The sequence below is a fragment of the Klebsiella sp. Lac1 genome, from assembly GCF_009825425.1.
Classification (GTDB): Bacteria; Pseudomonadota; Gammaproteobacteria; order Enterobacterales; family Enterobacteriaceae; genus Klebsiella; species Klebsiella electrica.
In genome coordinates this window covers 892,090-916,416 of sequence record NZ_VJZJ01000001.1, presented here as the reverse complement: position 1 = coordinate 916,416, position 24,327 = coordinate 892,090, and the positions used below count along the sequence as shown (strand labels likewise).

Below are 24,327 nucleotides of genomic sequence, written 5' to 3'. Positions count from 1 at the left end.
TGACCTTATGCGGCAAAGTCGGCGGGCAGCGGCGCTTTCAGCCACTTCTCAGACAGCCCGTTCAGAGTGCCGTCTTTCAGTCCCTGCTCAATCAGCGCATCCACTTTGGCTTTCAGCGCCGGTTCATTCTTTTTCAGACCAATCACGCACGGCGAATCTTTCAGCATAAAGCTCGGCACCGGCGCTTTCGCCGGATTCTGGCGGGCGATCGCCGCCACCACCAGGTTCCCGGTCGCCACGTACTGCACCTGGCCGGAGAGGTACGCCGACAGCGTGGTGTTGTTGTCTTCGTAGCGTTTAATCTGCGCCTCTTTCGGCGCGATACCGGTCAGCACCATATCTTCCACCGCACCGCGAGTCACGCCGATGGTTTTGCCGCTCAGCGCCGCCGCCTCTTTGACCTCCGCCCCTTTCGGGCCAAACACGCCGAGGAAGAACGGCGCATAGGCGCGGCTGAAATCAATCACCTTCTCGCGCTCGGCGTTCTTGCCGAGGCTGGAGATAACCAGGTCAACTTTATCGGTTTGCAGATAAGGCACCCGGTTGGCGCTGGTCACCGGTACCAGCTGCAGTTTGAGCTTCATCTGACTGGCAAGATAACGCGCCATATCGATGTCATAACCCTGCGGCTGGAGATCGGTTCCCACTGAACCGAACGGCGGAAAATCCTGCGGCACCGCGATGCGAATCACGCCGCGCTTTTCGATATCCTGCAACTGGTCGGCTTTTGCCGCTGTGATTTGCGTGAACAGACAAGCGGCTCCGGCCAGAGCGATCAGCAGTTTTTTCATGATGTTTACCCGTTACGTTAGTATGAAACAAAAGATTCTTTAAATAAACTTCTGCAACTAATGTGCCAGATACAAAAAATGCGAGGGTCATCAAGAAAAGTGCAAGAAAAGAGAGGGGAAACAGGATATAGCGGAGAATAGTGGGAAAACGGTGCTCATTTCCCCACTATCTTATTGCACCAAAACAGAGCAAAGCACCAGCCTGAGGCCCCATTATCGTTGCTCAAGCTCGTCCAGCTGCTGATAGAGGGTGGCGATATCGTGGATGCGCGGGCGGCCTTTATCGAGAATTTCGTGCAAAAACGCATTCGCCAGCAGGTTGATCAAGCTGTTTACCGAGCTGTAGCTGTCATAGGCCGAAACGCTATCCAGAGGGGCGCACAGCTGCCAGCGGGACAGCGGAAACAGGCTGTATGCCTGCGGTTCGCAGATCAGCAGTACCGGAATAGCCCGCTGCTGGAGCTGCTGCAGTAACGGGCGGATGATGCGCGGACGGCGGCGAAAGGCCATGACCACCACCAGATCGTCCGCCGTCAGATCCACCAGCTCCTCGCTTAAGCTCTGCCCTGGCTGCGGCAGAACCTGTACCTGCCCGCGCGCCTGTAGCAGCTGCTGGCGCAGATGCAGCGCCACCGGCCAGGAGTTGCGCATGCCGATGATCGCAATGCGCCGGGCGTTGACCATCCCGCTAATCGCCTCGGCAAACTGCTGCGCGTCGAGCGCATTGACCCACTGCGTCAGGTTCGCCATCTCCTGTTTATAGTGCCGCGCCAGCAGGGTGTTACCCTGCACCGCATCGCGATGATCGGTCAGCGGCATTCCGCTCTGGCGTAAGGTGCGCAGCTCATCGCGCATATCCTTATATTTTTCGTAGCCCAGCCGCTTAAACAGGCGGCTCACCGTGGCTTTTGACACCCCGCTCAGCTGCGCCAGCTCGGCGCTGTTATAGCTAATCAGGTCGTCGAAGTGATCGAAAATAAAATCCGCCACCCGCTGTTCCTGAGGCGACAATGAGGCATATTGCCCTTTCAAGCGTTCATCCAGTTGTTCCATACAGCCTCTGTAACTTTTGTTTCATCAAACTATACATGATGTGAGCCCTTTCATAATGCATGCCAGTTTAAGAAAAAAGCGCCATCTCCCCCGACGAATGAAACTTTACGCTCAAAGTGGAACAGCTTTTGCAGCGCTGAGATTACGTTTGGATCATGAGGACAACCCATGCAGAGTAATGTATCCGCCCACGGGATGGCGGTCGCCCCGCACCATCTGGCCAGCCAAAGTGCGGTTGCCGTGCTGCGCGAAGGCGGCAGCGCGATAGAAGCCATGGTCGCCGCGGCGGCCACCATTGCGGTGGTTTACCCACATATGAACGGCCTGGGCGGCGATGGCTTCTGGCTTATCGTGCCGCCGGAGGGCGAACCGATAGCCATTGACGCCAGCGGTGCGGCAGGTTCGCTGGCCACGCCGCAAGCCTACGCCGGGCTGGCGCAGATTCCTCACCGCGGGCCGCAGGCGGCGCTGACCGTCGCCGGGACCGTCAGCGGCTGGGATGAAGCGCTCAAGGTCTCGCAGACCCTGACCGGAAAAGCGCTGCCGCTGGCGCGCCTGCTGGAGGATGCGATTCGCTATGCCGCGGACGGTACGCCGGTGACCGCCTCCCAGTCCAGCGCCAGTGCCGGAAAACTCGCCGAACTCCATGACCTGCCAGGTTTTGCGGAGACCTTTCTGGTCAACGGACAACCGCCGGTCACCGGTAGCCGGTTTCGTCAGCCCGCGCTGGCCTCGACGCTTCAGCAACTGGTCGATGATGGCCTCGACAGTTTTTATCGCGGCCCGCTGGCCCGGCGTCTGGCTGCCGGGATGGCGGCCTGTGGCCTGCCCATTACCCTTGCCGACCTGCAACAGCATCGCGCCCGCCGCCCTGCGCCGCTGAAGCTTCAGCACCAGCACGGCGAACTGTGGAACCTGGCGCCGCCCACGCAGGGACTGGTCTCGCTGGCGATCCTCGGGATTACCGACCGGCTGGCGATGCACGATGCCGATGACGCGCAGACCGTGCACCGTATCGTCGAGGCTACCAAGCAGGCTTTCGGCCTTCGCGATGCCCACATTACCGACCCCCGCCATCTCGACGTGGATATTCAGAGTCTGCTCGACCCGCAGGCGCTCCAGGGGATGGCCGATAACATCGACGATCGGCAGGCCGCTCCGTGGGGGGCGGGAAAAGGTCCCGGCGATACCGTCTGGATGGGGGTGATGGACAGCAGCGGGCTGGCGGTCTCCTTTATTCAAAGCCTGTATCACGAATTTGGCAGCGGCGTGGTGCTGCCGGATAGCGGGATCGTCTGGCAAAACCGCGGCGCCTCGTTCAGTCTCGACCCCGCGCATCTGCTGGCGCTGGCGCCAGGCAAACAGCCGTTTCATACCCTCAATCCCGCCGCCGCACGCCTCAACGACGGCCGGGTCATGGTTTACGGTTCAATGGGCGGAGACGGCCAACCGCAAACTCAGGCGGCCATTTTCACCCGCTATATCCTGCAGGGCGTCCCGCTACAGGAGAGTATTTCGCGCCCGCGCTGGCTGCTGGGGCGAACCTGGGGACAAACCTCAGACTCACTGAAGCTGGAAGGCCGCTTCACGCCAGAGAGCATCGCCCGCCTGCGGGCGCTGGGTCATGACGTGGAAGTGCTGGCCGATTATAGCGAAGCGATGGGTCACGCCGGCGCCATCGTCCGCCATCCCAACGGGCTGTTTGAAGGGGCTGCCGATCCGCGCAGCAACGGCTCCGCCGCCGGTTATTAGGAGACGAAGATGAAGCATAACGTAAATGACTGGCACGCTTATCTGGCGCAAATGGAACACCTGCTGGCGCTGGAGCTGGACGACACCCGGCGCAGCGAACTTCAGCTCCAGTTCGCGCGCATTGCCGCCATGGCTGAGCCGCTGATGGCCTTTGCGCTGGATGAACGCCTGGAGATTGCCGGAGTATACAAAGCATGACGCTGACTGAGATGACGATTGCTGATATTCAGCGCGCGCTGGCCGACGGCGAGCTGAGCGCCAGAGAGATTGCCCGCCGCACCCTGGACGACATGGCGCAGGTCAACCCGCAGATTAATGCCTGGACGCAGATCACCGAACGCCGGATGCTCGCCGAAGCCGGGCAGATTGATGCGCTGCGTCGAACCGGCCAGCCGTTACCGCCGCTGGCGGGGGTCCCCTACGCGGTAAAAAATCTGTTCGACGTTGCCGGGGAAACCACCCTCGCCGGCGCCCGGCTGTTCAGCGAGCGCCCGCCTGCCGCCAACGACGGTTGGGCGGTGCGGCAGATCTGCGCGGCAGGCGGCCTGCTTAGCGGAATGGTCAATATGGACGCCTACGCCTACGGGTTCACCACCGAAAACAGCCACTACGGCGCCACCCATAATCCGCACGATCTGCAGCGCATCGCCGGCGGATCTTCCGGCGGGTCGGCAGCGGCGGTCGCCGCCGGGTTGGTTCACTTCGCTCTGGGCAGCGATACCAACGGCTCGATCCGCGTCCCGGCTTCCTTATGCGGTATTTTTGGCCTGAAACCGACGTTTGGCCGCCTGTCGCGCGCGGGCAGCCATCCGTTCGTCGCCAGCCTCGATCACATTGGCCCGTTTGCCCGCTGCGTCGACGATCTGGCGGCGGTGTACGATGCCTTACAGGGACACGACCCCGACGATGACGCCCAGGCGGATGCAGCCATTGCCCCTACTCGCCAGCGACTGGAACGCGGGGCGGAGGGTCTGCGCTGCGCGGTACTTGGCGGCTATTTCAGCGACTGGTGCGATAACGACGCCCGCGCCGCCGTGGCGCGCGTGGCGCAGGCCCTTGAGGCCCGCGAAGAGCATGTGTTCCCCGAGGCGGAGCTTGCCCGTTCGGCGGCGTTTATCATCAGCGCCGCCGAAGGGGGCAATCACTATCTGCCGGCGCTGCGGCGTGAACCGGCACGCTTTGAACCGAACTCGCGGGAGCGCCTGCTGGCCGGGGCGATGATTCCTTCGGCGTGGTATCTGCAGGCGCAGCGTTTTCGCCGCCATGCCCGGGAGGCGATAACATCGCTGTTGCGCCACGCCGATGTGCTCATCGCCCCGGCGACGCCGTGCAGCGCCACCCTTATCGGCCAGCAAACCATGACGATCAACGGCGAGATGCTGCCCGTTCGCGCCAGTATGGGCATGCTCACCCAACCCATTTCGTTCCTCGGCCTGCCGGTGGTCACGGTCCCGCTGCGAACGGCATCCAACCAGCCCATTGGCGTGCAGCTGATTGCCGCGCCGTTTAATGAACTGGCCTGTCTGCGCGCCGCGCGCGCCCTCGAACAAGCGGGCATCACCGAGGCCCGCCCTGCGGAGAGAGCAGTATGATCAATCAGGATAATATTAACCGGCCGCGCGTGCTGGCCGAGGTCACGGCCGCCTTTTATCGCTACGAAGAGGCGCTGATCAGCAACAACATTGCGGTGCTGGATGAGCTCTTCTGGCACGATAAACGAACGGTGCGCCTGGGGGCTGGCGAGAATCTCTACGGTATTGACGAAATTCGCGCCTTTCGCGCCGCCCGTCCGGCGGCGGGGTTACAGCGCGAATTACGCCACACCGAGATAGTCACCTTCGGCGAGGATTACGCGGTATGCAGCACCGAGTTCACCCGCGACGGGAGCGAGCGGATTGGCCGCCAGCAGCAAACCTGGGTCCGCTTTCCCTATGGCTGGCGGATTGTCGCCGCGCAGGTGAGTCTGATGAGCTAACCCGGCGCTGAGCCGGGCTCGCGGGGAACGCACTACCCCCGGAATGGATGAACTTCGCGCCAGTGTCCGGCTATCTGCTGGCGCGTACAGACCCACACCCGCTCATGCTGCTGGACATAATCGAGGAAACGCTGTAGGGCGCGGAAGCGCCCCGGCCGCCCCAACAGGCGGCAGTGCATGCCAATGGACATCATCTTCGGCGCATCTTCCCCCTCTTCATACAGCACATCAAAGCTATCTTTGAGGTAGGTATAAAACTGCTCGGCGGTGTTGAAGCCCTGCGCGGTGGCAAAGCGCATGTCGTTGGCGTCGAGGGTATAGGGGACTATCAGATGCGGCTTGCGCGAACCGTCACCGCACTGCACTTCGGTCCAGAAGGGTAAATCATCGCCATAGTAGTCGCTGTCGTAATCGAAGCCGCCGTGTTCCACCACCAGCCGCCGGGTGTTGGGGCTGTCCCGCCCGGTGTACCAGCCGGTTGGCGGCTTGCCGAACAGATCGCTTAAGACCTGCACCGCCTTGTGCAGATGCTCGCGCTCCGTGTCGATATCCATATGCTGATAGTGGATCCACCGCCAGCCGTGGCTGACGACGTCGTAGTCGGCGGCTTTGATCGCCGCGACGATATCGGGGTGACGCGCGAGGGCCATCGCTACGCCGAACACCGTCAGCGGCAGCCCGCGTCGGCTGAACTCCTGATGAATGCGCCAGAACCCGGCGCGGCTGCCGTACTCATACAGCGAGTCCATCGACATGTGCCGGTCCGGGTAGCTCGCGGCGCCGATAATATCGGAGAGAAACTGCTCGGAACCGGCGTCGCCATGCAGAACATGGTTTTCCGCCCCCTCTTCATAATTGAGGACGAACTGCACGGCAATCCGCGCCTGGTTCGGCCATTGCGCGTGCGGCGGCTGACCGGCGTATCCCCGCAGGTCGCGCGGGTAATCCTGTGCTGCTGACGTCATCTCCCACCCCTTAAATTGCAAATGTATTGAATGTCTGAAATTTACCGCTCAGGGCTTTGCCTTCCGGGAACGCTAAGTCGCCGCGTTTGCTGGTCGACAGACCCAGCGCCACCAGCGACTCCACCATCTTCACCGCCGCGCTGACGCCATCGATGACCGGCACCTGCAGTTCCCGCGTGAGCGCCTGGGCCAGGGTCGCCATTCCGCCGCAGCCCAGCACGATGGCGCCGCAGCCGTCCTCTTTTAATGCCTGGATACAGCGCGCGCGCACCTGCTCCTGCGCCACGCCGCTACCGTCCTCCAGCGCCAGCACCGGCAGATCGATGGCGTGCAGCCCGGCACAGTGGTCGTAAAAGCCATATTGATGCAGCAGATGGCGGGCGATAATCAGCGTACGCGGCAGCGTAGTCACTATCGAAAAGCGCGTGGCCACCAGCGTCGCCATATGCATCGCCGCTTCGGCAATGCCGATCACCGGCCCCTGCGCCAGCTCGCGGGCCGCCAGCAATCCCGGATCGCCGAAACAGGCGATCACGTGGCCCGCAACGCCCTGCTGACGGCCGGCCTGAATCTGCTCCAGCACGCCGACGGCGGCAATGGCCTCATCGAAATGGCCTTCGATCGATGGCACGCCCTCCCGTGAAGAGACCGCCATAATCTCGGTCCCCGGCGCCGCCGCCATACGGGCGGCGGTTGCGATGGTGTCGGTCATCCCGGCGTTGGTGTTGGGATTAATCACTTGTATACAAATAGCGGTCATCAGGACTCCTTGTCGCCGGCAAAGAGCCGGGCAAAATCAGGCAGGCATTCGCCAGCCCGCTCAAAGCAGAGGCTGGCAACGATATGTTCAAAATGGTGCGTTAACGCCGCGCTCAGGGGCGGCAGCGCTTTCTCGCGCAGCAGCTGGACGAGCTGCTGATGATCGTCGCAGCGGCAACCCTGGCGCCACGGCGCGCCCCATGCCGCTATCACTAAGGAAGAGCGTTGGCTCAGGCGCGTCACCATGTCGGTGAGGACCTGATTGCCGGAAATAGCCTGCAGCTGAATATGAAATTCGGCGGAAAAGCGAATCGCCGCCGGGCCATCACAGGTTTCATGCGCCTGTTGCTCCTGGCGAATAATCGCCTCCAGCGCCGCCAGGTGCGGCGGCTGACAGTGGGCGATGACATCGGGCAGGTTCGCCACCTCCAGCAGCGTGCGGGTACGGAAGATCTCCCGCGCCTCTTCCACCGTCGGACTGGCGACATGTGCACCACGTTTGGGCGTTAAGGTCACCATTTGCACAGCATTGAGTCGTTGCAGCACCTTGCGGATCCCGGTCCGGCTCACGCCGAAGACCTCGGCCAGTGCCTCCTCCGGCAACTTGCTGCCCGGCAGCAGCTGATGTTCGACGATGGCGGTCATCAGGGCCTGATAGATGGATTCATCCTTGTCATGCGGCGCTTCTGCGGCCTGCTGACGATTTTCATTACGCATTCACCCACTCCGAATTTCACTTTTCGATAGCCAATCGTACACATAAAATAAATTTATTGTATACAAGATTAATGATTCTGGCCTGAATCCTGCAACAACCTCAACCAGTAACGTAAAAGGGTTTTCATTCAGAGGAGCAGGTTTCATGCCAAACAGACAACATACCCATCAGGTTAAGGCCGCTGACTCCACCGTCGGCTACAGTCCACGACTGTGTAACGAGGATCTGGCGCCGACGCGCGACCAGAACTGGAGCTGGTACAACATCTTTTCTTTCTGGATGTCCGACGTCCATAGCATGGGGGGCTACGTGGTGGCGGCGAGCTTCTTCACCCTCGGGCTGGCCAGCTGGCAGGTGCTTCTCTGCCTGCTGGTGGGAATTTGTATCGTCCAGCTGTGCGCCAACCTGGTGGCGAAGCCGAGCCAGATGGCGGGCGTACCCTATGCGGTCATCTGTCGTCAGGCATTTGGCGTCTTTGGTGCCAATATCCCGGCGGTGATCCGCGGTCTTATCGCCTTCGCCTGGTACGGTATTCAGACCTATCTGGCGGCCAACGCGCTGATGCTGGTGCTGCTCAAGTTCTGGCCTTCGCTGACAACATTAACCGCAGCCACCTTCCTTGGTCTGTCGCATCTCGGATGGCTCTGTTTCGCCACCATGTGGCTGCTGCAGGCGATGGTCTTCTGGCACGGGATGAGCGCCATTAAGCGCTTTATTGATGTCGCCGGTCCGGCGGTCTACGTGGTAATGCTGGCGCTGGCGGGCTGGATTGTATACAAAACCGGTTTCGACGGTATTTCCTTTACTCTCGCCAGCAAATCGCTGACCGCCGGCGAACAGACCTGGCAGATGATCACCGCCACCGCGCTGGTGGTCTCCTACTTCTCCGGCCCGCTGCTGAACTTCGGCGATTTCTCGCGCTATGGCAAGAGCATGGGCGAAATCCGTCGCGGCAATCGCTGGGGTCTGCCGTTTAACTTCCTGCTGTTTTCGATAGTCACCGTGGTGATTGTCTCCGGCACCCAGTCGCTGTTCGGCCGGATGATCACCGACCCGATTGAAACCGTCAGCCGCGTGGGGAACGATCTGGCGGTGGCCATTGGTCTGCTGACGATGATTACCGCCACCATCGGCATCAATATTGTCGCCAACTTTGTCTCACCGGCGTTCGACTTCTCCAACTGCTCACCGCAGAAAATCAGCTTCCGTACCGGCGGCATGATCGCCGCGGTCGGTTCCATTCTGCTGACGCCGTGGAACCTGTTTAACTCCCCGGAGTTGATTCACTATACGCTGGATGTGCTGGGCGCCTTTATCGGCCCGCTGTTTGGCATTCTGATTGTCGACTTCTACCTGATTAAGCGCGGCCAGGTGTCTGTCGACGACCTGTTTGATGACACGCCGCAGGGCCAGTACTGGTACCGCAACGGCTTTAACCCGAAAGCCATCGCGGCGCTGCTCCCGTCGGTGGCAATCGGCCTGGTGATTAGCTTTATCCCGGCCCTGCATGAAGTGGCGAACTTTAGCTGGTTTATCGGCGTCTTCCTGAGCGGCGCGGCCTACCGCTGGATCGCCCGCGACGATCGCGCCCCCACCGCATCGCGTTTTAGCGCCCGACCGCTTGCCCAGAAAGAGTAACCCCTCCCCTGTGCCGCGGCGGAGCACCGCGGCATATCCTCTCCGGCAAACTGGCATTAATATTGCTCAATATTAATGTCCCTCTCTGGAACAAAGAAGGTTGTCCTGATGATTGAGTACCATACCGCCGTTCGCGGCGCCTTTTTCGATATCGCCGCGGTCGCCGACAGCGCCGACGATATCGCTCGCCATGCGCGCTATCTTGATGATGGCGTGCTGTTTATCCAGCAGGGAAAAATTCAGGCGCTGCTGCCGTGGCAGGAGGGCGAGCAGCACCTGGATCCGCACACCGGCTATCTCGATCTGCGCGGACAGCTGCTACTCCCCGGTTTTGTCGATGCCCACGTGCATTATCCGCAAACGGAGATGATTGGCGCCTTCGGCGAGCAGCTGCTGGAGTGGCTGACCACCTACACCTTTCCGGTGGAGAGTCAGTTTGGCGATGCGGCGTATGCCGCGGAGATCGCGCAGTTCTTTATCAACCAGCTGCTGAGCCACGGCACCACCACCGCGCTGGTGTTTTGTACCCTGCATCCCGAATCCGTCGAGGCGCTGTTTAGCGAAGCCCTGCGGCTGAATATGCGCCTGCTCGCCGGTAAAGTGATGATGGACCGCCACGCCCCGGACTATCTGAGCGAAACGGCGGAGCAGAGCTACCGGCAAACCCGCGAGCTTATTCAGCGCTGGCACCATCAGGGTCGCCTCGGCTACGCCATCACGCCGCGTTTTGCCGCTACGTCGACACCGGAGCTGCTGACGGCGGTCCAGCGCCTGCGGGAAGAGTTCCCGGATACCTGGCTGCATACCCACCTGAGCGAAAACCTCAACGAGATTGCGTGGGTGAAAAGCCTGTGGCCGGAACATGAGCACTATCTTGATGTGTATCACCACTATCGCTTGACCGGCGAACGCAGCGTATTTGCTCACGGCATCCACCTCGCCGACGCCGAGTGGCAATGTCTGCACGAGACCGGCTCGGCGATCGCCTTCTGCCCGACCTCAAACCTGTTTCTCGGCAGCGGTCTGTTCCGCCTGCCCACCAGCTGGCAACGGAAAGTGCGCATCGGCATCGGCAGCGACGTCGGCGCGGGAACGACCTTCAGCATGCTACGTACTCTGGGTGAAGCCTATAAAGTGGCGCAGTTGCAAAGCTATCGTCTGCGCGCCAGCGAAGCTTTTTATCATGCCACGCTGGGGGGCGCCCGCGCGCTGTGTCTTGATGACAACATTGGCAACTTCCAGCCGGGAAAAGAGGCCGACTTTGTCGCCATCACCCTGGGAGTGACGCCGTTGCAGCGCCTGCGCCTCTCCCGCTGTCAGGATATTTACGAACAGCTGTTTGTCCTGATGACGCTGGGCGACGAACGCAATATTCACCAGACCTGGGTCAACGGCGAGTGCGTCTGGCAGGCACAGGCGCAGTGAGTAAGCCCGGCCCGCTGCCGGGCGTCGGCGCGCTCAGCTTCCCCGATAGGTTGACCAGCCGCCCGGGGCAATCAGGAACGGCAGATGGAAATGCTCATCCGCCTCCTCGGCAATAACAAAATCAATCTGCGCGCACAGATACAGCGTTTCGAGGCCGCCGCGGGTGAACCAGTCGCCCGTCTCCGCCACCAGCCGATAGCGGCCGGCGGCCAGTTTGCCCGGCGCCAGCGACGCAATGCGCCCATTTTCATCGGTGATGCCGCTGTCGATGGATTGCCCTCCCCGCAGCAGGTTGACCGCCACCCCCTGCGCAGGCTTGCCGCTGGAAATATCCAGAATATGGGTACTTAACGTATTCATTCGCCAATGACTCCCGTTAGTCGTAATAAGGTAATTTCACGGAGCTGCGCCAGCGCCGACGCAACCTCTTGCGCCGGGTTGTGGTTCAGCCGTTGCGTCAGCGCCTGCAGTATCTCCTCCCCGCTGCGGCCTTTGGCGCGAATCAGAAACACCCGGCCAAAGCGCGCCTCGTAGCGAGCGTTGCCCTCCGTTAACGCCTGGATGAGCGAAGCGTCCCGATCGTTGACCGCCGCCTGCTCCTGCCGCGACAGCGCGGCATGCCCGTGCCGGGCGGCGGGTTTTTCGCCAATTCGCGGGTGTGCGCTCAGCGCCAGATCCAGCTCCGGCTCGCCCCACGTCAGCGAGGTTTGCTGCGCCATGGCGTGCAGCGCCGCAAGGTTCGGGTAGGGCCGGGCCTGCACCAGCGCCGTCACCCAGTCGTCAATCGCCACGCACGGTTCCAGCAGACGCGCGGCCTCGTCGCGAGGCAGTTGATTAAAGTGGCTGAGCGGAATCATCGTCCCTCCAGGCCGTCGCCCCACGCTGCCGGGCCGCAAACTGACGGTTGTTTTTGTTTTGCGACATCATCATTCCTCCGTTTCACATCAACGTTGTCTGCACAGTGCACAAAGCAGGCCAGAGTCGCGCCGTGGGGCCCGCTAAGTTCAATAACCGATTGTTTATTAATGATAGCCATCTCATATCGTTGCTGCTTCCCCGCTCCTCTGCCGTCCACCGCTGATGAAACATTCGGTTCCATCATCACCCTTAAGAAATTTTTAGTTCATAAACTGGCGGTTGCCACCCTCTGACGCACCAGATAGGTGCGAAACGTCACCCTCTTGTCGCCGCAACGCCGATTTTGGTGCTTTGCGCAAGCTGGTACGTAAATTGCTCGCCTCCTTTACGACGCAATGTAAGGAGAACAGCATGAAAGCATTAGTGATTGGCGCCGGTATCGGTGGCCTGAGCGCGGCGGTGGCCTTGAAGAAGGCGGGAATCACCTGTGAAGTGTTTGAGGCGGTGAAAGAGATTAAACCGGTCGGCGCGGCGATCTCCATCTGGCCAAACGGCGTGAAGTGCATGAAAAATCTCGGCATGGGCGAGATCATCGAAACCTACGGCGGCCCGATGCACTTTTTAGCCTATAAAGAGTACCAGGACGGAGAAACCCTGACCCGCTTTAGCCTTGCTCCGCTGGTTGAACGCACCGGCGGCCGCCCCTGCCCGGTGTCACGCAGCGAACTGCAAAGGGAGATGCTCAATTTTTGGGGGCGCGAGGCGGTGCAGTTTGGTAAACGGGTAACCCGTGCGCAGGAAAATGCCGACGGCGTCACCGTCTGGTTTAGCGACGGAACCACGGCCCACGGTGATTTTCTGATCGCCGCCGACGGCAGCCGCTCGGCGCTGCGCCCCTACGTACTTGGCCATAAGCCCGAACGCCGTTATGCCGGTTATGTCAACTGGAACGGACTGGTGGATATCGATGAGAGCATTGCGCCAGCGGATCAATGGACCACCTTCGTCGGCGAAGGCAAGCGCGTCTCGCTGATGCCGGTGGCGCAGGGGCGTTTCTATTTCTTCTTTGATGTTCCGCTGCCCGCCGGTCTGGCCGAAGACCGGCACACCCTGCGCGACGATCTTCGCCGCTACTTCAGCGGCTGGGCACCAGCGGTACAAAAACTGATTGCCGCCCTCGATCCGCAGACAACCAATCGCGTTGAAATCCATGACATTGAGCCCTTCGATACCCTGGTTCGCGGCAAGGTCGCGCTGCTCGGCGACGCCGGACACAGCACGACCCCGGACATTGGTCAGGGCGGCTGCGCGGCGATGGAGGATGCGGTGGTGCTTGGCGATATCTTCCGGGAAAATCGCGAGATTGTTTCCGCGCTGCGCCAGTACGAAGCGCTGCGCTGCGCGCGCGTGCGCGACCTGATACTGAAGGCGCGCAAGCGCTGCGATATCACGCACGGGAAAGATATGGCCCTGACCCAGGCGTGGTATCAGGAGCTCAAAGAGGAGACCGGGGAGCGGATTATCAATGGCCTGTGCGAAACCATCCAGGGCGGCCCGCTGGGCTAACCTCCGCCGACGGTTTGCATCTCCTCCATTACCGCCGTCAATTTTTGAATCGCCATTTGCGCCGGGCGAGACAGCTGGCGCGATGGCGCCGTACACAGCGCCAGCGTCAGCGGCCGCAGCAGCTTATTGCGCAGCGGAATAAACGCCAGTTGACCACTTTTCACCTCATCCAGCACATCCAGCAGGCTCAGAACGGTCACGCCGCTGCCTTTCAACGCCAGCGATTTAATCAGCCGGATATCGTTACAGCGGATGCTGTTGGCCGGGCTAAAGTCATAATGGCGATAGAGCATGCCAACGCGTTCGTGAATCATCAACGGCGCGCCGGGGACGATATGGCGCTGCTGGCTAAGCTCCCCCAGGGAGAGCGCGGGCGCATTCGCCAGGGGGTTATCCGGGCGCATGACGATGCCCATTTCCAGCTCAACAAACGCCAGCACGCTCAGTCCCGCCTGGCCTTCCGGGTCGAGAATCAGGCCGAAATCAAGATCGGCCTGGCGGACTTTTTCACTGACCGTATGGCTGTCAGCCACCTGTAAAACCAGCTCCAGCCAGTCCCAGGTGCTGATGATATCGGCCAGCGACGCGGCAAAACTCCCCTCCGCCAACGCCTGCACCATTCCGACGCTGACCGTTCCACGCTTAAGCCCCTGCAGCTCGTCAAACTTTTGTCGGGTCAGGCGAAACTCTTTTTGCCAGCGCAGCAGATTGTCATACAGCAACTCGCCGGCGGTCGTCATCCGTAATCCTTCCGGCAGCCGTTCGAACAGCGGCGTCCCCAGTTCCTCTTCGGCCTGCAGGATCTGGCGATTGATCGCCGAAGCCGAAATATGCAGCTTTTCAGCGGCCCGACGCAGGCTGCCGCTGCGGGCGACTTCGGCGAAATAGAGCGCAAAACGCGAAAACGGACTCATGCCGACCCTGTCCTCTTTTTTGCAACGGGTGAGTGAATTAATGCTTATGGATGTCAACACCCTAATATGACAACAATAAACTCACAACAATTAAACAAATGAATTTTGTGAGCAGGAAGGAAAATCATGACCAGAGCCGCGCCAACGCCCCCCGCCCATTGCACTTTCGATCCTGAAGACTGGCTACGCCTGGCCCGCTGCTGGCATCCGGTCGCCCGCGCCGAAGATATTGGCGCCGCGCCGGTGAAAGCGGTGCTGCTGGATGAACCGCTGGTTATCTATCGCATTAAGGGCCAGGTCGTGGTCGCGCGTGACGTCTGCCCGCACCGCGGCGTGCCGCTGACGCTGGGCTTCCATGATGAAGAAGGGATCGTTTGCCCCTATCACGGCCTGCGCTTCGGGGAAGATGGCCGCTGCAACCGCATTCCCTCCAGCCCCGATCGACCGGTGCCGGCGAAGCTTAACCTCACCTGCTACGCGGTCGAAGAGCGCTACGGGCTGATCTGGACCTGCCTGGCTTTCGATGCGGAAAACCCGCTGCCGCTGCCCACCCTTCCCCACTGGGACGATGAAGGCTTTCAGCAGATCAACTGCCCGGCCTTTGAGGTCAACGGCTTTGCCGGTCGCCAGGTCGAGGGGTTTCTCGATGTTGCCCACTTCGCCTGGATCCATACCGACACCTTTGCAGATCCCGATAATCAGCTGGTTCCCGACTATATCCCGCAGGAGACCCCCTTTGGCTTTACCGCCGATTACTGGAGTTCGGTCGGCAATTACCCGGCCAGTTCTCAATTTCGCGCGCCGGACGGCTTCCAGTGGCTGCGCCATTTTGAGTTGCACCTGCCCTTTACGGCGACCCTGACCATCCATTTCCCCGGCGAGGCCCGGTTGGTTATCATGAATGCCGCCTCACCGGTCTCATCGCGGGTAACCCGAATGTTTGCCCCCATTGCGCGCAATTTTGACCTGCATGTGCCGGTCGAAGAGGTGCATGCCTTCAACCTGCGCGTGTTCGAAGAGGACCGTCTGATGGTGGAGACCCAGCGTCCGGAGCGGTTGCCGCTGGACTTAACGCTGGAGGCGCATATTCCCGCCGATCGCAGTTCAATCGCCTATCGTCGTAGCCTGAAGAAAATGGGCTTTGGTGAGTTTTTCCTGGTGTAAAGGGAGAAGAATGATGAGTGACGTACTGAAGGTGGTTGTCGATGGCCTGTGGCGCGAGGGGGACAGAAGTCTCGCCATCAGATTGTTAGCGCAGGACGGCAAACCGCTTCCCGGCTGGCTGCCGGGGGCGCATATTGATGTTCACCTGCCCTGCGGGATCATTCGCCAGTATTCGCTGACCGGTCCCCACGGCGAAGCGGGCGCCGACGCTTATCTGATCTGCGTTAGCCGGGAGAGCGCTTCCCGCGGCGGGTCACGCTATATCCATGAGACGCTGCGTCCGGGTCAGACGCTGCTTATCTCCCCGCCGCGCAATCTGTTTACGCTGCAGCCTGCGCGACGAGTCACGCTGCTGGCCGCCGGCATTGGCATCACGCCGCTGTATACCATGGCGCTGCATCTCGCGGCGGCAGGCACGCCATTTGAGCTGCATTATTACGTTAAACGGCAGGAAAATGCGGCCTTTGTCGGCGAAATGGCAAAAACTTTCAGCCGTGGCAGCTGGGTGGTCCATTGTTCAGACGAAGGGCAAAGTCCGCGCGCGTCGTTAGCAGATACGCTGGGCGATGCGCACGCCGGGCACCATCTGTATCTCTGCGGCCCGTCGGGTTTTATGGCTACCGCCCGGCGGATCGCGGCGGAGAAAAACTGGCCCGAGGCGCAGGTTCACAGCGAAGCCTTCCAGCCGCTGAAGGCCGCCGCGAGCGAACATCAGGATACGTTTACCGTTACCCTGGCGTCGTCGGGCGAGACGTGGCCGGTCCCGGGCGATAAAACCATTGCCCAGGTGCTTCAGGAAAATGGCGTCGCCGTGCCGCTCTCTTGCGAAATGGGGATGTGCGGCGCCTGTCTGACCCCGCTGATGGCCGGTCAGGCCGATCATCGTGATACGGTTCAATCCGAGGCCGAGAAATCTGCTGCCGTGCAGCAGATAGCCCTGTGCTGCTCCCGCAGCCACTCGGCCAACTTACTGATTGATTTGTAATTTTTTTGCCTCTCCGGGGTCTGATGACAGCGCACAGCAGGATCTCAGACGCCGGGTCTTCCCCCTTTCCTGCTCATCAAATAAAACTCATTTAAATCAAAAAGATACAAAATTATGCCATTCATTCATAATTAAGATAAAAATTATTCATTTCCTTTCTGAATCAATCATCGCCATATTTGTATGACAAATTAATTCACAGCAACAGGCCGCGCCAATATCATGGTAACGACACTGCAAGAGAAACAGATTCAGGCACAAAACCTGCAGGAGCGGGGATTGTTGCGCCGCGCCCTGGCGCTGTGGAACGAAATAGCGCGATCCGATGACAGCGAGCTGATGCCGGTAGCCCGGGACAAGCAACAGGAGATTGCCGACCTGCTGGCGCAGCAAAAAGTAGAGAAAGAGGCTGCGAAATATCACTGCCGATCCCATGTCGAGGCCGATCGGCAATGCATTCTGACGTATCTGCGTCACGGTTTGAAACCGCGGGAAATTGAAGGGTTAACGCGGCGTTCCAGTGCGTTTATCTACAGCTGCAAAAAGCTGCTGGCCGGAGAATAGCCGTACGAGGCGACGATAGCTGGCCAGCTTTCTGGGTATTGCAGCGTATAGCGCCGTGCCCAGACAGGTGTCCAGGATCCCCCGAAACACCAACCATAATATGGAGTTGTATCCGAAACTTTGCCAGCCAGCCATTGGCTGGCTTTTTTTCGCCGCCAGAATACCGCCGTCGCGCCTGCACCTCCTGGCGCGATTTCCGTGTATTAAGGAATAAACACCCGCCCTTTACCGCTGACCGCAATATGCACCCGCCGTCCCGGCGTCCAGTCAGCCCGGCTGACGGTTTTCAGGGTCAACGTCTGCTGCGCGATCGCCAGCGTTAAGGTCGACAGATGGCCGGAAAAATCGACGTCGAGGATGGTGACGGCACTCTCCTCATTCTGGCACGGCGTAATCATTAGCTGTTCCGGGCGCAGCATAACCCGCCCCAGCCCCGTAGCATCGTCATTATCGGTCAGCAGCGCGCCAATCGCGCACTGCGCCCGTCCGCTTTGAAGCTCAGCGGGCAGCACCAGCGCATCGCCCAGAAACAGCGCCGTGGCTTCATCGGCGGGCCGCGAATAGACCTCAAACGGGGAGCCCACCTGGGTAAAGCGCCCCTGACGCATCACCGCGACCTGGCTGGCAAACGACAGCGCTTCATTCTGATCGTGGGTCACCAGAATCGAGGCGACGCCAGCCTGGGCAAGCAGGTCTGCCGTCGCCTTTCGCGTGGTGGCGCGAAGCCCGGTATCGAGGGCGGAAAAGGGTTCATCCAGCAGCATCAGCGATGGCCGCTGCGCCAGCGCCCGGGCGAGGGCCACGCGCTGCTGCTGGCCGCCGGAAATTTCATGCGGCCAGTGCGTGGCCAACTGGCCATCCAGCGACACCATCTCCATCAATGCCGCAACCCGACGGCGCTTCTCCTGCCGGGAGCCATCCAGACCCCAGGCAATATTGTCGGCGACATTAAGGTGCGGGAACAAGGCCCCTTCCTGCGGGACGAAACCGATGCCGCGCTGATGGGCGGGAATAAAAGTCCCCTCATCAAACAGCGTTCTGCCCTGCATCACGATGCGTCCGGCATCCGGCGTTTCAAACCCGGCGAGAATACGCAGCAGCGTTGTTTTTCCCGAGCCGGACGGCCCGACGATGGCCGTGCGGCTGCCGGGGGCTACCGACAGAAAAAGGTTATCCAGCACCTGAACATCGGCAAAAGATTTTGAGATCGAGGTTAATTCCAGCATTTACAAACCCGCAATTTTTTTCGACTGGTGATAAAGCACACCGGTCAACGGTAGAGAAATCGCGATCATCAGCATCGCGTAAGGCGCCGCAGCGACATAATCTATCTCGCTGGTTAATGCCCAAAAGCCGGTGGCCAGCGTGCGGGTTCCCAGCGGTGAAAGCAGCAGCGTCGCCGTCAGTTCGTTGCTGACGCCGAGAAAGACCAGAGCGGCCCCGGCCGTCGCACCCGGCGCGGCGAGACGCAGTGTGATGCTCCATAGCGCCCGCCCCGGGCTTCTTCCCAGACTCCGCGCGACATTTTCCAGCTCCACCGGTGCCTGGGCGATCCCGGCGCGAAGATTGATCAGCGCGCGGGGCATAAACATCAGCAGATAGGCCAGAAACAGCGTCACTTCGGTCTGGTAAATAGGGCGGGCGTAGTGAATGGTCACCGTGACCAGCGCCAGCGCGGTCACGATTCCCGGCAGCGAACTGGTTATGTAATTACACCCTTCGAGCAGGCGAAACAGGCGATGCGGATAGCGAATCCCCAGCCAGGCGATGGGGATACCGCAGGCGGTCGTCAGTAGCGCCCCGCTGGCCCCCAGCATGATCGTCTGACGCAGCGAGAGCCACAGATCGGCGTTCATCCAGCTCCCGAGGCCGCCCAACCAAAGCCAGCGGCACAGCACCATCAGCGGTACTCCCAGCGCCAGCAGCAGCAGCGCGCACAGCAGCGACTGCGCAGCAACGGTCGCCATCACGTTCATGTGTTTGCGTTTCTGCTCGCGCGCGGCCCCGGCGCCTATACGGGCATAGCGCGCTTTCCCCCGGGTGATGCTCTCCAGCAGCAGGAACGCCAGGCAGCACAGCGCCAGCACGCCGGCCAACATATTGGCCGCCGGACCGCTGAAGGTGGACTGGAACTGGTCATAGATAGCGGTCGTAAAGGTATCGAAGCGGATCATCGCATACAGGCCGTATTCCGCCAGCAGGTGCAGCGCCACCAGCAGCGCGCCGCCACAAATGGCCAGCTTCAGCTGCGGTAATACCACGTGGAAAAAAACCTTCCATGGCGGCGTGCCCAGCGAGGCGGCAACGTCTTCCAGCGTTGGATCCAGGCGGCGAAGCACCGCCGCGACCGGCATATAGATAAAGGGATAGTAGGCAAGCACCGAAAGGAACACGCCGGAGGAGAGGCCGTGCATTGATGGCACCGCGCTGACCCAGGCATAGCTCTGGACAAACGCCGGAATCGCCAGCGGAGCAACCGCCAGCGCTGACCAGATCTGTCGCCCCGCCAGGGTCGTGCGTTCGGTCAACCACGCGACCGTCACCCCAAGCGCAATGCACGTCGGGACGGTCAGGGCGCTGAGCCACAGCGTATTGCTGAGCAACTCCCCGACGCGCGGACGGAATACCAGCGCTTTAATGGCCTCCCATCCAGTATCAATCCCCACGGCAATCACAAAACCCGGCGGGAGAAGCGCCAATAATGAAAACAGTATCGCTAATGCAACCATCGGAAATGCAGGACGCCTGCGCTCAGGCAGGCGTCGTACTTTTTTTCCGAGTGTAAGACTCAGACCAGACATAAGGTATTCACTTCACCGGAGGGATCACAGCAGGCCAGCTTGCGTCATCAGTTCGATAACTTTTTTACTGTTCAGTGAAGAGGGTTCCACTTTCGGCGCATCCAGCTCTTTCAGCGGCGTCAGTTTCGGGTTAGAGGCGGCACCAACGCCCACGGCATATTCAAAGGCATTATTGGTTCTCAGATCATCCTGACCCTGTTTGCCGGTGATCCACTTGATGAAGGCCTGAGCCTGCTCCTGATGTTTGCTGGACGCCAGCACGCCGCCGCCGGAGATGCTGACAAAGGCACCCGGATCCTGATGTTTGAAGTAGTACAGTTTGGTGTTTTTGCTGTTCTCGCCGGTTTTGGCCTGATCGACAAAGCGGTAGTAATGGTAAATCACCCCGCCATCAATTTGCCCGGCGTTGACGGCCTTCATCACGGTGCTGTTGCCTTTATAGGCCACGAAGTTGGTTTTCATCGCTTTGAGCCAGTCCAGCGTGGCTTTCTCGCCCTTCAGCGCCAGCATCGCACTGACAATGGCCTGGAAATCCGCGCCCGATGGCGAAGCGGCCCAGCGCCCTTTCCATTCCGGTTTCGCCAGATCCATCAGAGAATGCGGCAACTGAGATTCGCTGATCTTTTCCGGGTTATAGACAAAAACGGTACTGCGCGCGGCGATGCCGATCCAGCGGCCATGCTCAGGACGAAATTCCGGCGCCACCTGGCTTAAGGTGTCGGCGTTAAGCGGTGCGAACAATTTCGCATTGTCGACCAGGACCATTGCCGGGGAGTTTTCCGTCAGGAAAACATCAGCCGGCGAAGCCGCGCCTTCCTGCACCAGCTGATTTCCCAGCTCGCTGTCGCCGCCGTTACGCAGAGTCACTTTGATACCGGTTTCTTTGGTAAAGCCATCCACCCACGACTTGACCAGATTTTCATGCTGCGCGTTATAGACCACGATGCCTTCAGCGCTTTCGGCCGCCAGGGCCTGAGGGGCAAGGAACACAGAAGCGGCGACGAGCGCGGCGGAGCAGTATGACGACAGGCGAAAATTCATGTGCTAATCCTTAGTATTGATAGACAAATGGCCGCCGATAACCTGGCCGAAAAGGATTAAAGCATAGAGAAATGGTAATGATAATGAAAACAATTACCATAAACTGAAAACAGTTAAAAACACTGCCTTGAAAAGTTTTCTTATCTGAAAATGCTTTATTTAAAACAAGATAAAATGAAAGGTTAAAATAACCTTAAGAAAAGATCATTTTCCGCTGAGAATATAAAAAATATGATCCCGGTTGCATTTCTGCGCCGACAAAAATCCCACCTCTGCTCCGATATCCTGCCCGCTGCCGAAAGCCCATTCCGCCACGCTACGCGGTCAGTCAATCCTGAGCGGCTTGTGGAGCAAAGCGCACGCGATAAAACAAGACTCCCCGTCCTTCAGGGTGGGAAGTCGGTCAGTCACTTGTTTTCAGACTGACGGTGCAATGGCATACGCCACAGATCGTAGCGCTCTTGTCCAGCGTTGATCACTCCCGCGAAGTGATCATTGAGTCCGCTTGAGGTAAAGACCAGATCCCCGTCGGGCCGGATGGCTGGCGTATCGGGCCAGTGAACCTGCGTACTGGAGGCCACCAATGTCATCGACCTGGTTTGGGGGTCATATTTGACGATGCCGTTATGGGTGACATCCGTGATGTAGAGATTGCCAGCGCTATCCGTGACAAGGCCGTCGGTGTTACCTCCTACCGACCCCAGATCCTCTATCCGATCGGCAATCTGTGGGTGGGTCGCGCTCGCTTCTCGCAGGATGGCAGTAGGCAGCGCATGCGCGTGTGTTCCCGTGGTCACCGTCCAGTACAGCGTGTCTGCATTCGGGGACAGAGCAATACCGTTGATGCCGATCTGCAGCGGTTTCCCCGGCCAGACTTCCGCTCCGTGCACCACCACCTTGACGCCTGGCTCAATTTGCAGGCCCCGGGCGCCGTCGAGTACGCGCCGGGCCGTCGCGGTGGCGAAATCGACCACGACATCATTCAGGAAGCTTGCCTTGCGGTCTGCCACCCCATCCAGGGGGATGCTTTTTATCGTGCTGCCAGACTTCAGGTCCAGAACCATCAGTTTCTGCGCCCCGACTGGTGATTCGGTTTCACCTGCGACAAAGCCCATGTCCAGCGCCCACAGCCAGCCGTTTTTGCGATCGATATAGAATCCGAGGACGTTGCGCAGGCTCTTATCGGGGGCCGCATCCAGCGCATTTCCCCGGCGGGACGGGAATGCGCTCAGACGCGCCGGCCCTGACGGAATCGTGGTATCCAGAAAAGACCTCCGCGCCCTCCCAGCTCACGCCAGCATAGCTGCGCCAGCGTTCGAGCGGCGTACCCTCTGCCGCGCTAGCCACCGTTGCGAAAGAGAGCAACGCCGCCATCGCCATGGCGGGCAGGCGATTTATTGAGTTGGACATGAATATGCTCCGTTAATTAAAGGGGGAAGTTAAAAGCCAGCAGAATGCGGGCAACCGGTTCATGTGAAGTCGCGATAACGTTGCGCTCATTGAAACCCGGAGAGGACATCCCACATCGCGGCCCCAGGCGCCATGCGTTGTCAGTACGTGGACAGGCGCTTAGCCGCAAATATCGCGCCTCCCGACGCCCTCCAGGTGATGCCTGCGGGTCACTTTGCTCATCGCCAGAGTGGAGATAAATTAGCGAAACTGAAAAACATTTGTTCCTTGAAGAGCAAAATAAGCCGGAAATTCGATTATCTGGGAGATGTTGAGGTCTTCATTACCGTTGTTGAACACGGCTCATTTACCGCGGGCGCCGTCGCTCTTGCAACCACCCCATCCGTTTTAAGTCGTGCGGTCTCCCGGCTTGAGGCGCGTCCTGGCCGACAGCTCTTACAGCGAACCACGCGGCGTATTAGTCTGACGGAAGCCGGACGGATATATTTCGAGCAGACACGCTCAGCCTTTACCCTACTCGATGAGGCGGAATGCGAAGTTCAGGGCCAGGAAGGAGAACTGACGGGGCGTGTACGAATGAGCGTCCCGACAAGCTATGGCCACTACCGGCTCCCCCCTTTGCTGGCACGCTTTCCCCGACAGTACCCGCAGGTTCAGGTAGAACTGAACATCACCAATCGTAATGTCGATCTGGTCGCTGAAGGGTTCGATCTGGCGATCCGCCTGGGTCAGATGCCTGACAGTGGCCAGGTTGCACGCAAGCCAGAGGATGCCGGACTGCTGCTGGTGGCATCACCCGATTATCTTCGGCAAATGGGAACGCCTCAGACGCTGGAAGAGCTGCAACGGCACGTCTGTCTGCCTTTTGTCATGCCCCGAACAGGACGTCGCGCGCCCTGGGTGTTTCGTGATGCCGGTCGCGAAGTCGACTGGCTTCCCGTTTCATATATTGAAACGTCAGATGATGTGCTCGGCGTAGTATCACTGGCTGAACAGGGTATTGGCATCTGCCAGAGCTATGAGTTCATCGTCCATCAGCGGATACAACGCGGGCAGTTAGTCGAGGTGCTGCCACAACTGCGTGGGCGCTCCCGACCTTTCTCCGTTATCTATGCCCCCCATCGACACCAATCGACAGCCACGCGGGCTATGATTGATCTTCTGACCTCGGGAGTGATAACGCCCCCCCTGACAGCGTAAAGACAATACCTTCTTACCAGACCGCAACCCCCCGCAGGACGGGGGATAGCGTATTTCCCGAACATGGCTGCGCGCCGGTTATTTCCGGGCCAGCACGCGTTCTACGGTATCGACTACCGCCTGAGTCTGCGGATCAATTTCAATATTTACCCGGTCGCCCCGTTTTTTGGTGCCCAGCGTCGTGCGTTGCAACGTTTCCGGAATCAGGTGTACCCAAAAACCGTCCGCCGCGACCTCCCCGACGGTGAGGCTGATTCCATCAACGCCGATATATCCTTTGTAGAGGATATATTTCATTAATGTCGGCTCCCGGACCTTAAATCCAATCCGGTGGTTATTTTCCGTAACCCGAATTTGCACCACTTCTGCGGTGGTCATAATGTGGCCCGACATCAGGTGGCCGCCTATTTCATCGTTGAATTTAACGGCACGCTCGACGTTGACGTGTTCGCCCAGGCGAAGCGTTGCCAGATTGGTCACGCGCAGCGTCTCTTGCATTAAGTCAAAACTGACTCTCGCCCCATCGATCCTGGCAACGGTCAGGCAACAACCGTTGTGTGCCACCGATCCACCGGTTTCCAGCCCAGGGAGCAGTTGTGCAGGTAACTTCACCACATGAGTACGAAAATTGTCCTTTTCGTCGATAGACAAGACCTCAGCGGTGCCGCTTACAATACCGGTAAACATATTTTGCTCCTGTCATTATTCGTGAGCGCATCATGGCCATTTGACAGTGTGGCACCCTCAT

The 24,327-nt window shown here is 59.7% G+C and carries 25 protein-coding genes; 11 read left to right on the top strand and 14 right to left on the bottom strand.

The features are described 5' to 3' along the window. Positions 1–5 precede the first annotated feature (5 nt). Both FNY10_RS04325 and hpxU read right to left on the bottom strand, forming a co-directional pair. On the bottom strand, positions 6–791 hold the full coding sequence (locus tag FNY10_RS04325; RefSeq protein WP_100684973.1) for a transporter substrate-binding domain-containing protein: 786 nt from the start codon (positions 789–791) through the stop codon (positions 6–8). Between the two features lie 213 nt (positions 792–1,004). Next, on the bottom strand, positions 1,005–1,844 hold the full coding sequence (gene hpxU / locus FNY10_RS04320; RefSeq protein WP_131048410.1) for a MurR/RpiR family transcriptional regulator HpxU: 840 nt from the start codon (positions 1,842–1,844) through the stop codon (positions 1,005–1,007). A 168-nt stretch (positions 1,845–2,012) separates the two neighbouring features. On the opposite strand from hpxU, the gene hpxW reads away from it, so the two are divergent. The 4 genes from hpxW to hpxZ are packed head-to-tail and all read left to right on the top strand — an operon-like array spanning position 2,013 to position 5,571. After that, entirely contained in the window at positions 2,013–3,596 is a 1,584-nt protein-coding gene (gene hpxW / locus FNY10_RS04315; protein ID WP_160703882.1) for an oxamate amidohydrolase, read from the top strand. 9 nt (positions 3,597–3,605) lie between these two features. Continuing rightward, complete coding sequence (gene hpxX / locus FNY10_RS04310) at positions 3,606–3,794, top strand: oxalurate catabolism protein HpxX (protein WP_131048408.1); 189 nt, start codon at positions 3,606–3,608, stop codon at positions 3,792–3,794. Continuing rightward, positions 3,791–5,188, top strand: a complete 1,398-nt coding sequence (locus FNY10_RS04305; RefSeq protein WP_100684977.1) for an AtzE family amidohydrolase — start codon at positions 3,791–3,793, stop codon at positions 5,186–5,188. Before hpxX ends, FNY10_RS04305 begins: the two co-directional genes overlap by 4 nt. Further along, positions 5,185–5,571, top strand: coding sequence for an oxalurate catabolism protein HpxZ (gene hpxZ / locus FNY10_RS04300; protein WP_100684978.1), 387 nt, complete (start codon positions 5,185–5,187; stop codon positions 5,569–5,571). The genes FNY10_RS04305 and hpxZ overlap by 4 nt, the downstream gene beginning before the upstream one ends. 32 nt (positions 5,572–5,603) lie before the next feature. Here hpxZ and puuE read toward each other — a convergent pair whose 3' ends face one another. From puuE to FNY10_RS04285, 3 genes are read right to left on the bottom strand one after another with little or no spacing between them, the layout of a single operon-like run. Beyond that, on the bottom strand, positions 5,604–6,536 hold the full coding sequence (gene puuE, locus FNY10_RS04295) for an allantoinase PuuE (RefSeq protein WP_131048406.1): 933 nt from the start codon (positions 6,534–6,536) through the stop codon (positions 5,604–5,606). A gap of 10 nt (positions 6,537–6,546) precedes the next feature. Beyond that, positions 6,547–7,296 carry an allantoin racemase gene (hpxA, locus tag FNY10_RS04290; RefSeq protein ID WP_100684980.1) on the bottom strand — a complete coding sequence of 250 codons (750 nt, stop codon included), beginning with the start codon at positions 7,294–7,296 and terminating at the stop codon, positions 6,547–6,549. Continuing rightward, a complete protein-coding gene (locus tag FNY10_RS04285) occupies positions 7,296–8,012 on the bottom strand; it encodes a GntR family transcriptional regulator (RefSeq protein ID WP_100684981.1) in 717 nt (238 codons plus the stop codon). Before FNY10_RS04285 ends, hpxA begins: the two co-directional genes overlap by 1 nt. A gap of 145 nt (positions 8,013–8,157) precedes the next feature. Between FNY10_RS04285 and FNY10_RS04280 the strand changes: the two genes are divergently transcribed. Both FNY10_RS04280 and guaD read left to right on the top strand, forming a co-directional pair. Then, the gene (locus FNY10_RS04280) at positions 8,158–9,651 is read left to right on the top strand and encodes an NCS1 family nucleobase:cation symporter-1 (protein WP_131048405.1); all 1,494 of its coding nucleotides are present in this window, start codon (positions 8,158–8,160) and stop codon (positions 9,649–9,651) included. 108 nt (positions 9,652–9,759) lie between these two features. Then, entirely contained in the window at positions 9,760–11,076 is a 1,317-nt protein-coding gene (gene guaD, locus FNY10_RS04275) for a guanine deaminase (protein WP_160703884.1), read from the top strand. 33 nt (positions 11,077–11,109) lie between these two features. Here guaD and uraH read toward each other — a convergent pair whose 3' ends face one another. Further along, positions 11,110–11,436, bottom strand: a complete 327-nt coding sequence (uraH, locus tag FNY10_RS04270) for a hydroxyisourate hydrolase (RefSeq protein WP_100684984.1) — start codon at positions 11,434–11,436, stop codon at positions 11,110–11,112. Further along, positions 11,433–11,933, bottom strand: coding sequence for a 2-oxo-4-hydroxy-4-carboxy-5-ureidoimidazoline decarboxylase (gene uraD, locus FNY10_RS04265; protein ID WP_141964958.1), 501 nt, complete (start codon positions 11,931–11,933; stop codon positions 11,433–11,435). Before uraD ends, uraH begins: the two co-directional genes overlap by 4 nt. A 412-nt stretch (positions 11,934–12,345) precedes the next feature. Between uraD and hpxO the strand changes: the two genes are divergently transcribed. Beyond that, the gene (gene hpxO, locus FNY10_RS04260; RefSeq protein WP_141964959.1) at positions 12,346–13,500 is read left to right on the top strand and encodes an FAD-dependent urate hydroxylase HpxO; all 1,155 of its coding nucleotides are present in this window, start codon (positions 12,346–12,348) and stop codon (positions 13,498–13,500) included. On the opposite strand, the gene hpxR is transcribed toward hpxO, so the two are convergent. Next, positions 13,497–14,414, bottom strand: a complete 918-nt coding sequence (hpxR, locus tag FNY10_RS04255) for a LysR family hpxDE operon transcriptional regulator HpxR (RefSeq protein ID WP_160703886.1) — start codon at positions 14,412–14,414, stop codon at positions 13,497–13,499. The two genes, hpxO and hpxR, sit on opposite strands and share 4 nt — an antisense overlap. A gap of 126 nt (positions 14,415–14,540) precedes the next feature. Between hpxR and hpxD the strand changes: the two genes are divergently transcribed. From hpxD to FNY10_RS04240, 3 genes are all read left to right on the top strand, one after another. Next, positions 14,541–15,578 carry a molybdenum cofactor-independent xanthine hydroxylase subunit HpxD gene (hpxD, locus tag FNY10_RS04250; protein ID WP_131048399.1) on the top strand — a complete coding sequence of 346 codons (1,038 nt, stop codon included), beginning with the start codon at positions 14,541–14,543 and terminating at the stop codon, positions 15,576–15,578. A gap of 13 nt (positions 15,579–15,591) precedes the next feature. After that, positions 15,592–16,563, top strand: a complete 972-nt coding sequence (locus tag FNY10_RS04245) for a PDR/VanB family oxidoreductase (protein WP_141964961.1) — start codon at positions 15,592–15,594, stop codon at positions 16,561–16,563. Between the two features lie 222 nt (positions 16,564–16,785). After that, on the top strand, positions 16,786–17,127 hold the full coding sequence (locus tag FNY10_RS04240) for a hypothetical protein (protein WP_160703888.1): 342 nt from the start codon (positions 16,786–16,788) through the stop codon (positions 17,125–17,127). 203 nt (positions 17,128–17,330) lie between these two features. Here FNY10_RS04240 and FNY10_RS04235 read toward each other — a convergent pair whose 3' ends face one another. The 5 genes from FNY10_RS04235 to FNY10_RS27285 all read right to left on the bottom strand — a co-directional run bounded on the left by FNY10_RS04235 (position 17,331) and on the right by FNY10_RS27285 (position 22,379). Then, complete coding sequence (locus FNY10_RS04235) at positions 17,331–18,353, bottom strand: ABC transporter ATP-binding protein (RefSeq protein WP_160703890.1); 1,023 nt, start codon at positions 18,351–18,353, stop codon at positions 17,331–17,333. Continuing rightward, on the bottom strand, positions 18,354–19,928 hold the full coding sequence (locus FNY10_RS04230) for an ABC transporter permease (protein ID WP_160703892.1): 1,575 nt from the start codon (positions 19,926–19,928) through the stop codon (positions 18,354–18,356). A 24-nt stretch (positions 19,929–19,952) separates the two neighbouring features. Then, entirely contained in the window at positions 19,953–20,969 is a 1,017-nt protein-coding gene (locus FNY10_RS04225; RefSeq protein WP_100684993.1) for an iron ABC transporter substrate-binding protein, read from the bottom strand. A gap of 407 nt (positions 20,970–21,376) precedes the next feature. Then, a complete protein-coding gene (locus FNY10_RS04220) occupies positions 21,377–22,084 on the bottom strand; it encodes a major royal jelly family protein (RefSeq protein WP_255493149.1) in 708 nt (235 codons plus the stop codon). Positions 22,085–22,148: 64 nt separating this feature from the next. Further along, complete coding sequence (locus FNY10_RS27285) at positions 22,149–22,379, bottom strand: hypothetical protein (RefSeq protein ID WP_227699345.1); 231 nt, start codon at positions 22,377–22,379, stop codon at positions 22,149–22,151. 279 nt (positions 22,380–22,658) lie between these two features. On the opposite strand from FNY10_RS27285, the gene FNY10_RS04215 reads away from it, so the two are divergent. Then, positions 22,659–23,579 (top strand): LysR family transcriptional regulator, encoded by a 921-nt coding sequence (locus tag FNY10_RS04215; protein WP_160704065.1) that lies wholly within the window; start codon positions 22,659–22,661, stop codon positions 23,577–23,579. A 78-nt stretch (positions 23,580–23,657) separates the two neighbouring features. On the opposite strand, the gene FNY10_RS04210 is transcribed toward FNY10_RS04215, so the two are convergent. Further along, complete coding sequence (locus tag FNY10_RS04210) at positions 23,658–24,266, bottom strand: riboflavin synthase subunit alpha (protein ID WP_160703894.1); 609 nt, start codon at positions 24,264–24,266, stop codon at positions 23,658–23,660. Positions 24,267–24,327: the final 61 nt, after the last annotated feature.

What these genes read in the sequence shown, in the direction of transcription:
- FNY10_RS04325 (WP_100684973.1), bottom strand. Translation starts at nt 791, where the DNA reads ATGAAAAAACTGCTGATCGCTCTGGCCGGAGCCGCTTGTCTGTTCACG.
- hpxU (WP_131048410.1), bottom strand. Translation starts at nt 1,844, where the DNA reads ATGGAACAACTGGATGAACGCTTGAAAGGGCAATATGCCTCATTGTCG.
- hpxW (WP_160703882.1), top strand. Translation starts at nt 2,013, where the DNA reads ATGCAGAGTAATGTATCCGCCCACGGGATGGCGGTCGCCCCGCACCAT.
- hpxX (WP_131048408.1), top strand. Translation starts at nt 3,606, where the DNA reads ATGAAGCATAACGTAAATGACTGGCACGCTTATCTGGCGCAAATGGAA.
- FNY10_RS04305 (WP_100684977.1), top strand. Translation starts at nt 3,791, where the DNA reads ATGACGCTGACTGAGATGACGATTGCTGATATTCAGCGCGCGCTGGCC.
- hpxZ (WP_100684978.1), top strand. Translation starts at nt 5,185, where the DNA reads ATGATCAATCAGGATAATATTAACCGGCCGCGCGTGCTGGCCGAGGTC.
- puuE (WP_131048406.1), bottom strand. Translation starts at nt 6,536, where the DNA reads ATGACGTCAGCAGCACAGGATTACCCGCGCGACCTGCGGGGATACGCC.
- hpxA (WP_100684980.1), bottom strand. Translation starts at nt 7,296, where the DNA reads ATGACCGCTATTTGTATACAAGTGATTAATCCCAACACCAACGCCGGG.
- FNY10_RS04285 (WP_100684981.1), bottom strand. Translation starts at nt 8,012, where the DNA reads ATGCGTAATGAAAATCGTCAGCAGGCCGCAGAAGCGCCGCATGACAAG.
- FNY10_RS04280 (WP_131048405.1), top strand. Translation starts at nt 8,158, where the DNA reads ATGCCAAACAGACAACATACCCATCAGGTTAAGGCCGCTGACTCCACC.
- guaD (WP_160703884.1), top strand. Translation starts at nt 9,760, where the DNA reads ATGATTGAGTACCATACCGCCGTTCGCGGCGCCTTTTTCGATATCGCC.
- uraH (WP_100684984.1), bottom strand. Translation starts at nt 11,436, where the DNA reads ATGAATACGTTAAGTACCCATATTCTGGATATTTCCAGCGGCAAGCCT.
- uraD (WP_141964958.1), bottom strand. Translation starts at nt 11,933, where the DNA reads ATGATTCCGCTCAGCCACTTTAATCAACTGCCTCGCGACGAGGCCGCG.
- hpxO (WP_141964959.1), top strand. Translation starts at nt 12,346, where the DNA reads ATGAAAGCATTAGTGATTGGCGCCGGTATCGGTGGCCTGAGCGCGGCG.
- hpxR (WP_160703886.1), bottom strand. Translation starts at nt 14,414, where the DNA reads ATGAGTCCGTTTTCGCGTTTTGCGCTCTATTTCGCCGAAGTCGCCCGC.
- hpxD (WP_131048399.1), top strand. Translation starts at nt 14,541, where the DNA reads ATGACCAGAGCCGCGCCAACGCCCCCCGCCCATTGCACTTTCGATCCT.
- FNY10_RS04245 (WP_141964961.1), top strand. Translation starts at nt 15,592, where the DNA reads ATGAGTGACGTACTGAAGGTGGTTGTCGATGGCCTGTGGCGCGAGGGG.
- FNY10_RS04240 (WP_160703888.1), top strand. Translation starts at nt 16,786, where the DNA reads ATGGTAACGACACTGCAAGAGAAACAGATTCAGGCACAAAACCTGCAG.
- FNY10_RS04235 (WP_160703890.1), bottom strand. Translation starts at nt 18,353, where the DNA reads ATGCTGGAATTAACCTCGATCTCAAAATCTTTTGCCGATGTTCAGGTG.
- FNY10_RS04230 (WP_160703892.1), bottom strand. Translation starts at nt 19,928, where the DNA reads ATGTCTGGTCTGAGTCTTACACTCGGAAAAAAAGTACGACGCCTGCCT.
- FNY10_RS04225 (WP_100684993.1), bottom strand. Translation starts at nt 20,969, where the DNA reads ATGAATTTTCGCCTGTCGTCATACTGCTCCGCCGCGCTCGTCGCCGCT.
- FNY10_RS04220 (WP_255493149.1), bottom strand. Translation starts at nt 22,084, where the DNA reads ATGGGCTTTGTCGCAGGTGAAACCGAATCACCAGTCGGGGCGCAGAAA.
- FNY10_RS27285 (WP_227699345.1), bottom strand. Translation starts at nt 22,379, where the DNA reads ATGTCCAACTCAATAAATCGCCTGCCCGCCATGGCGATGGCGGCGTTG.
- FNY10_RS04210 (WP_160703894.1), bottom strand. Translation starts at nt 24,266, where the DNA reads ATGTTTACCGGTATTGTAAGCGGCACCGCTGAGGTCTTGTCTATCGAC.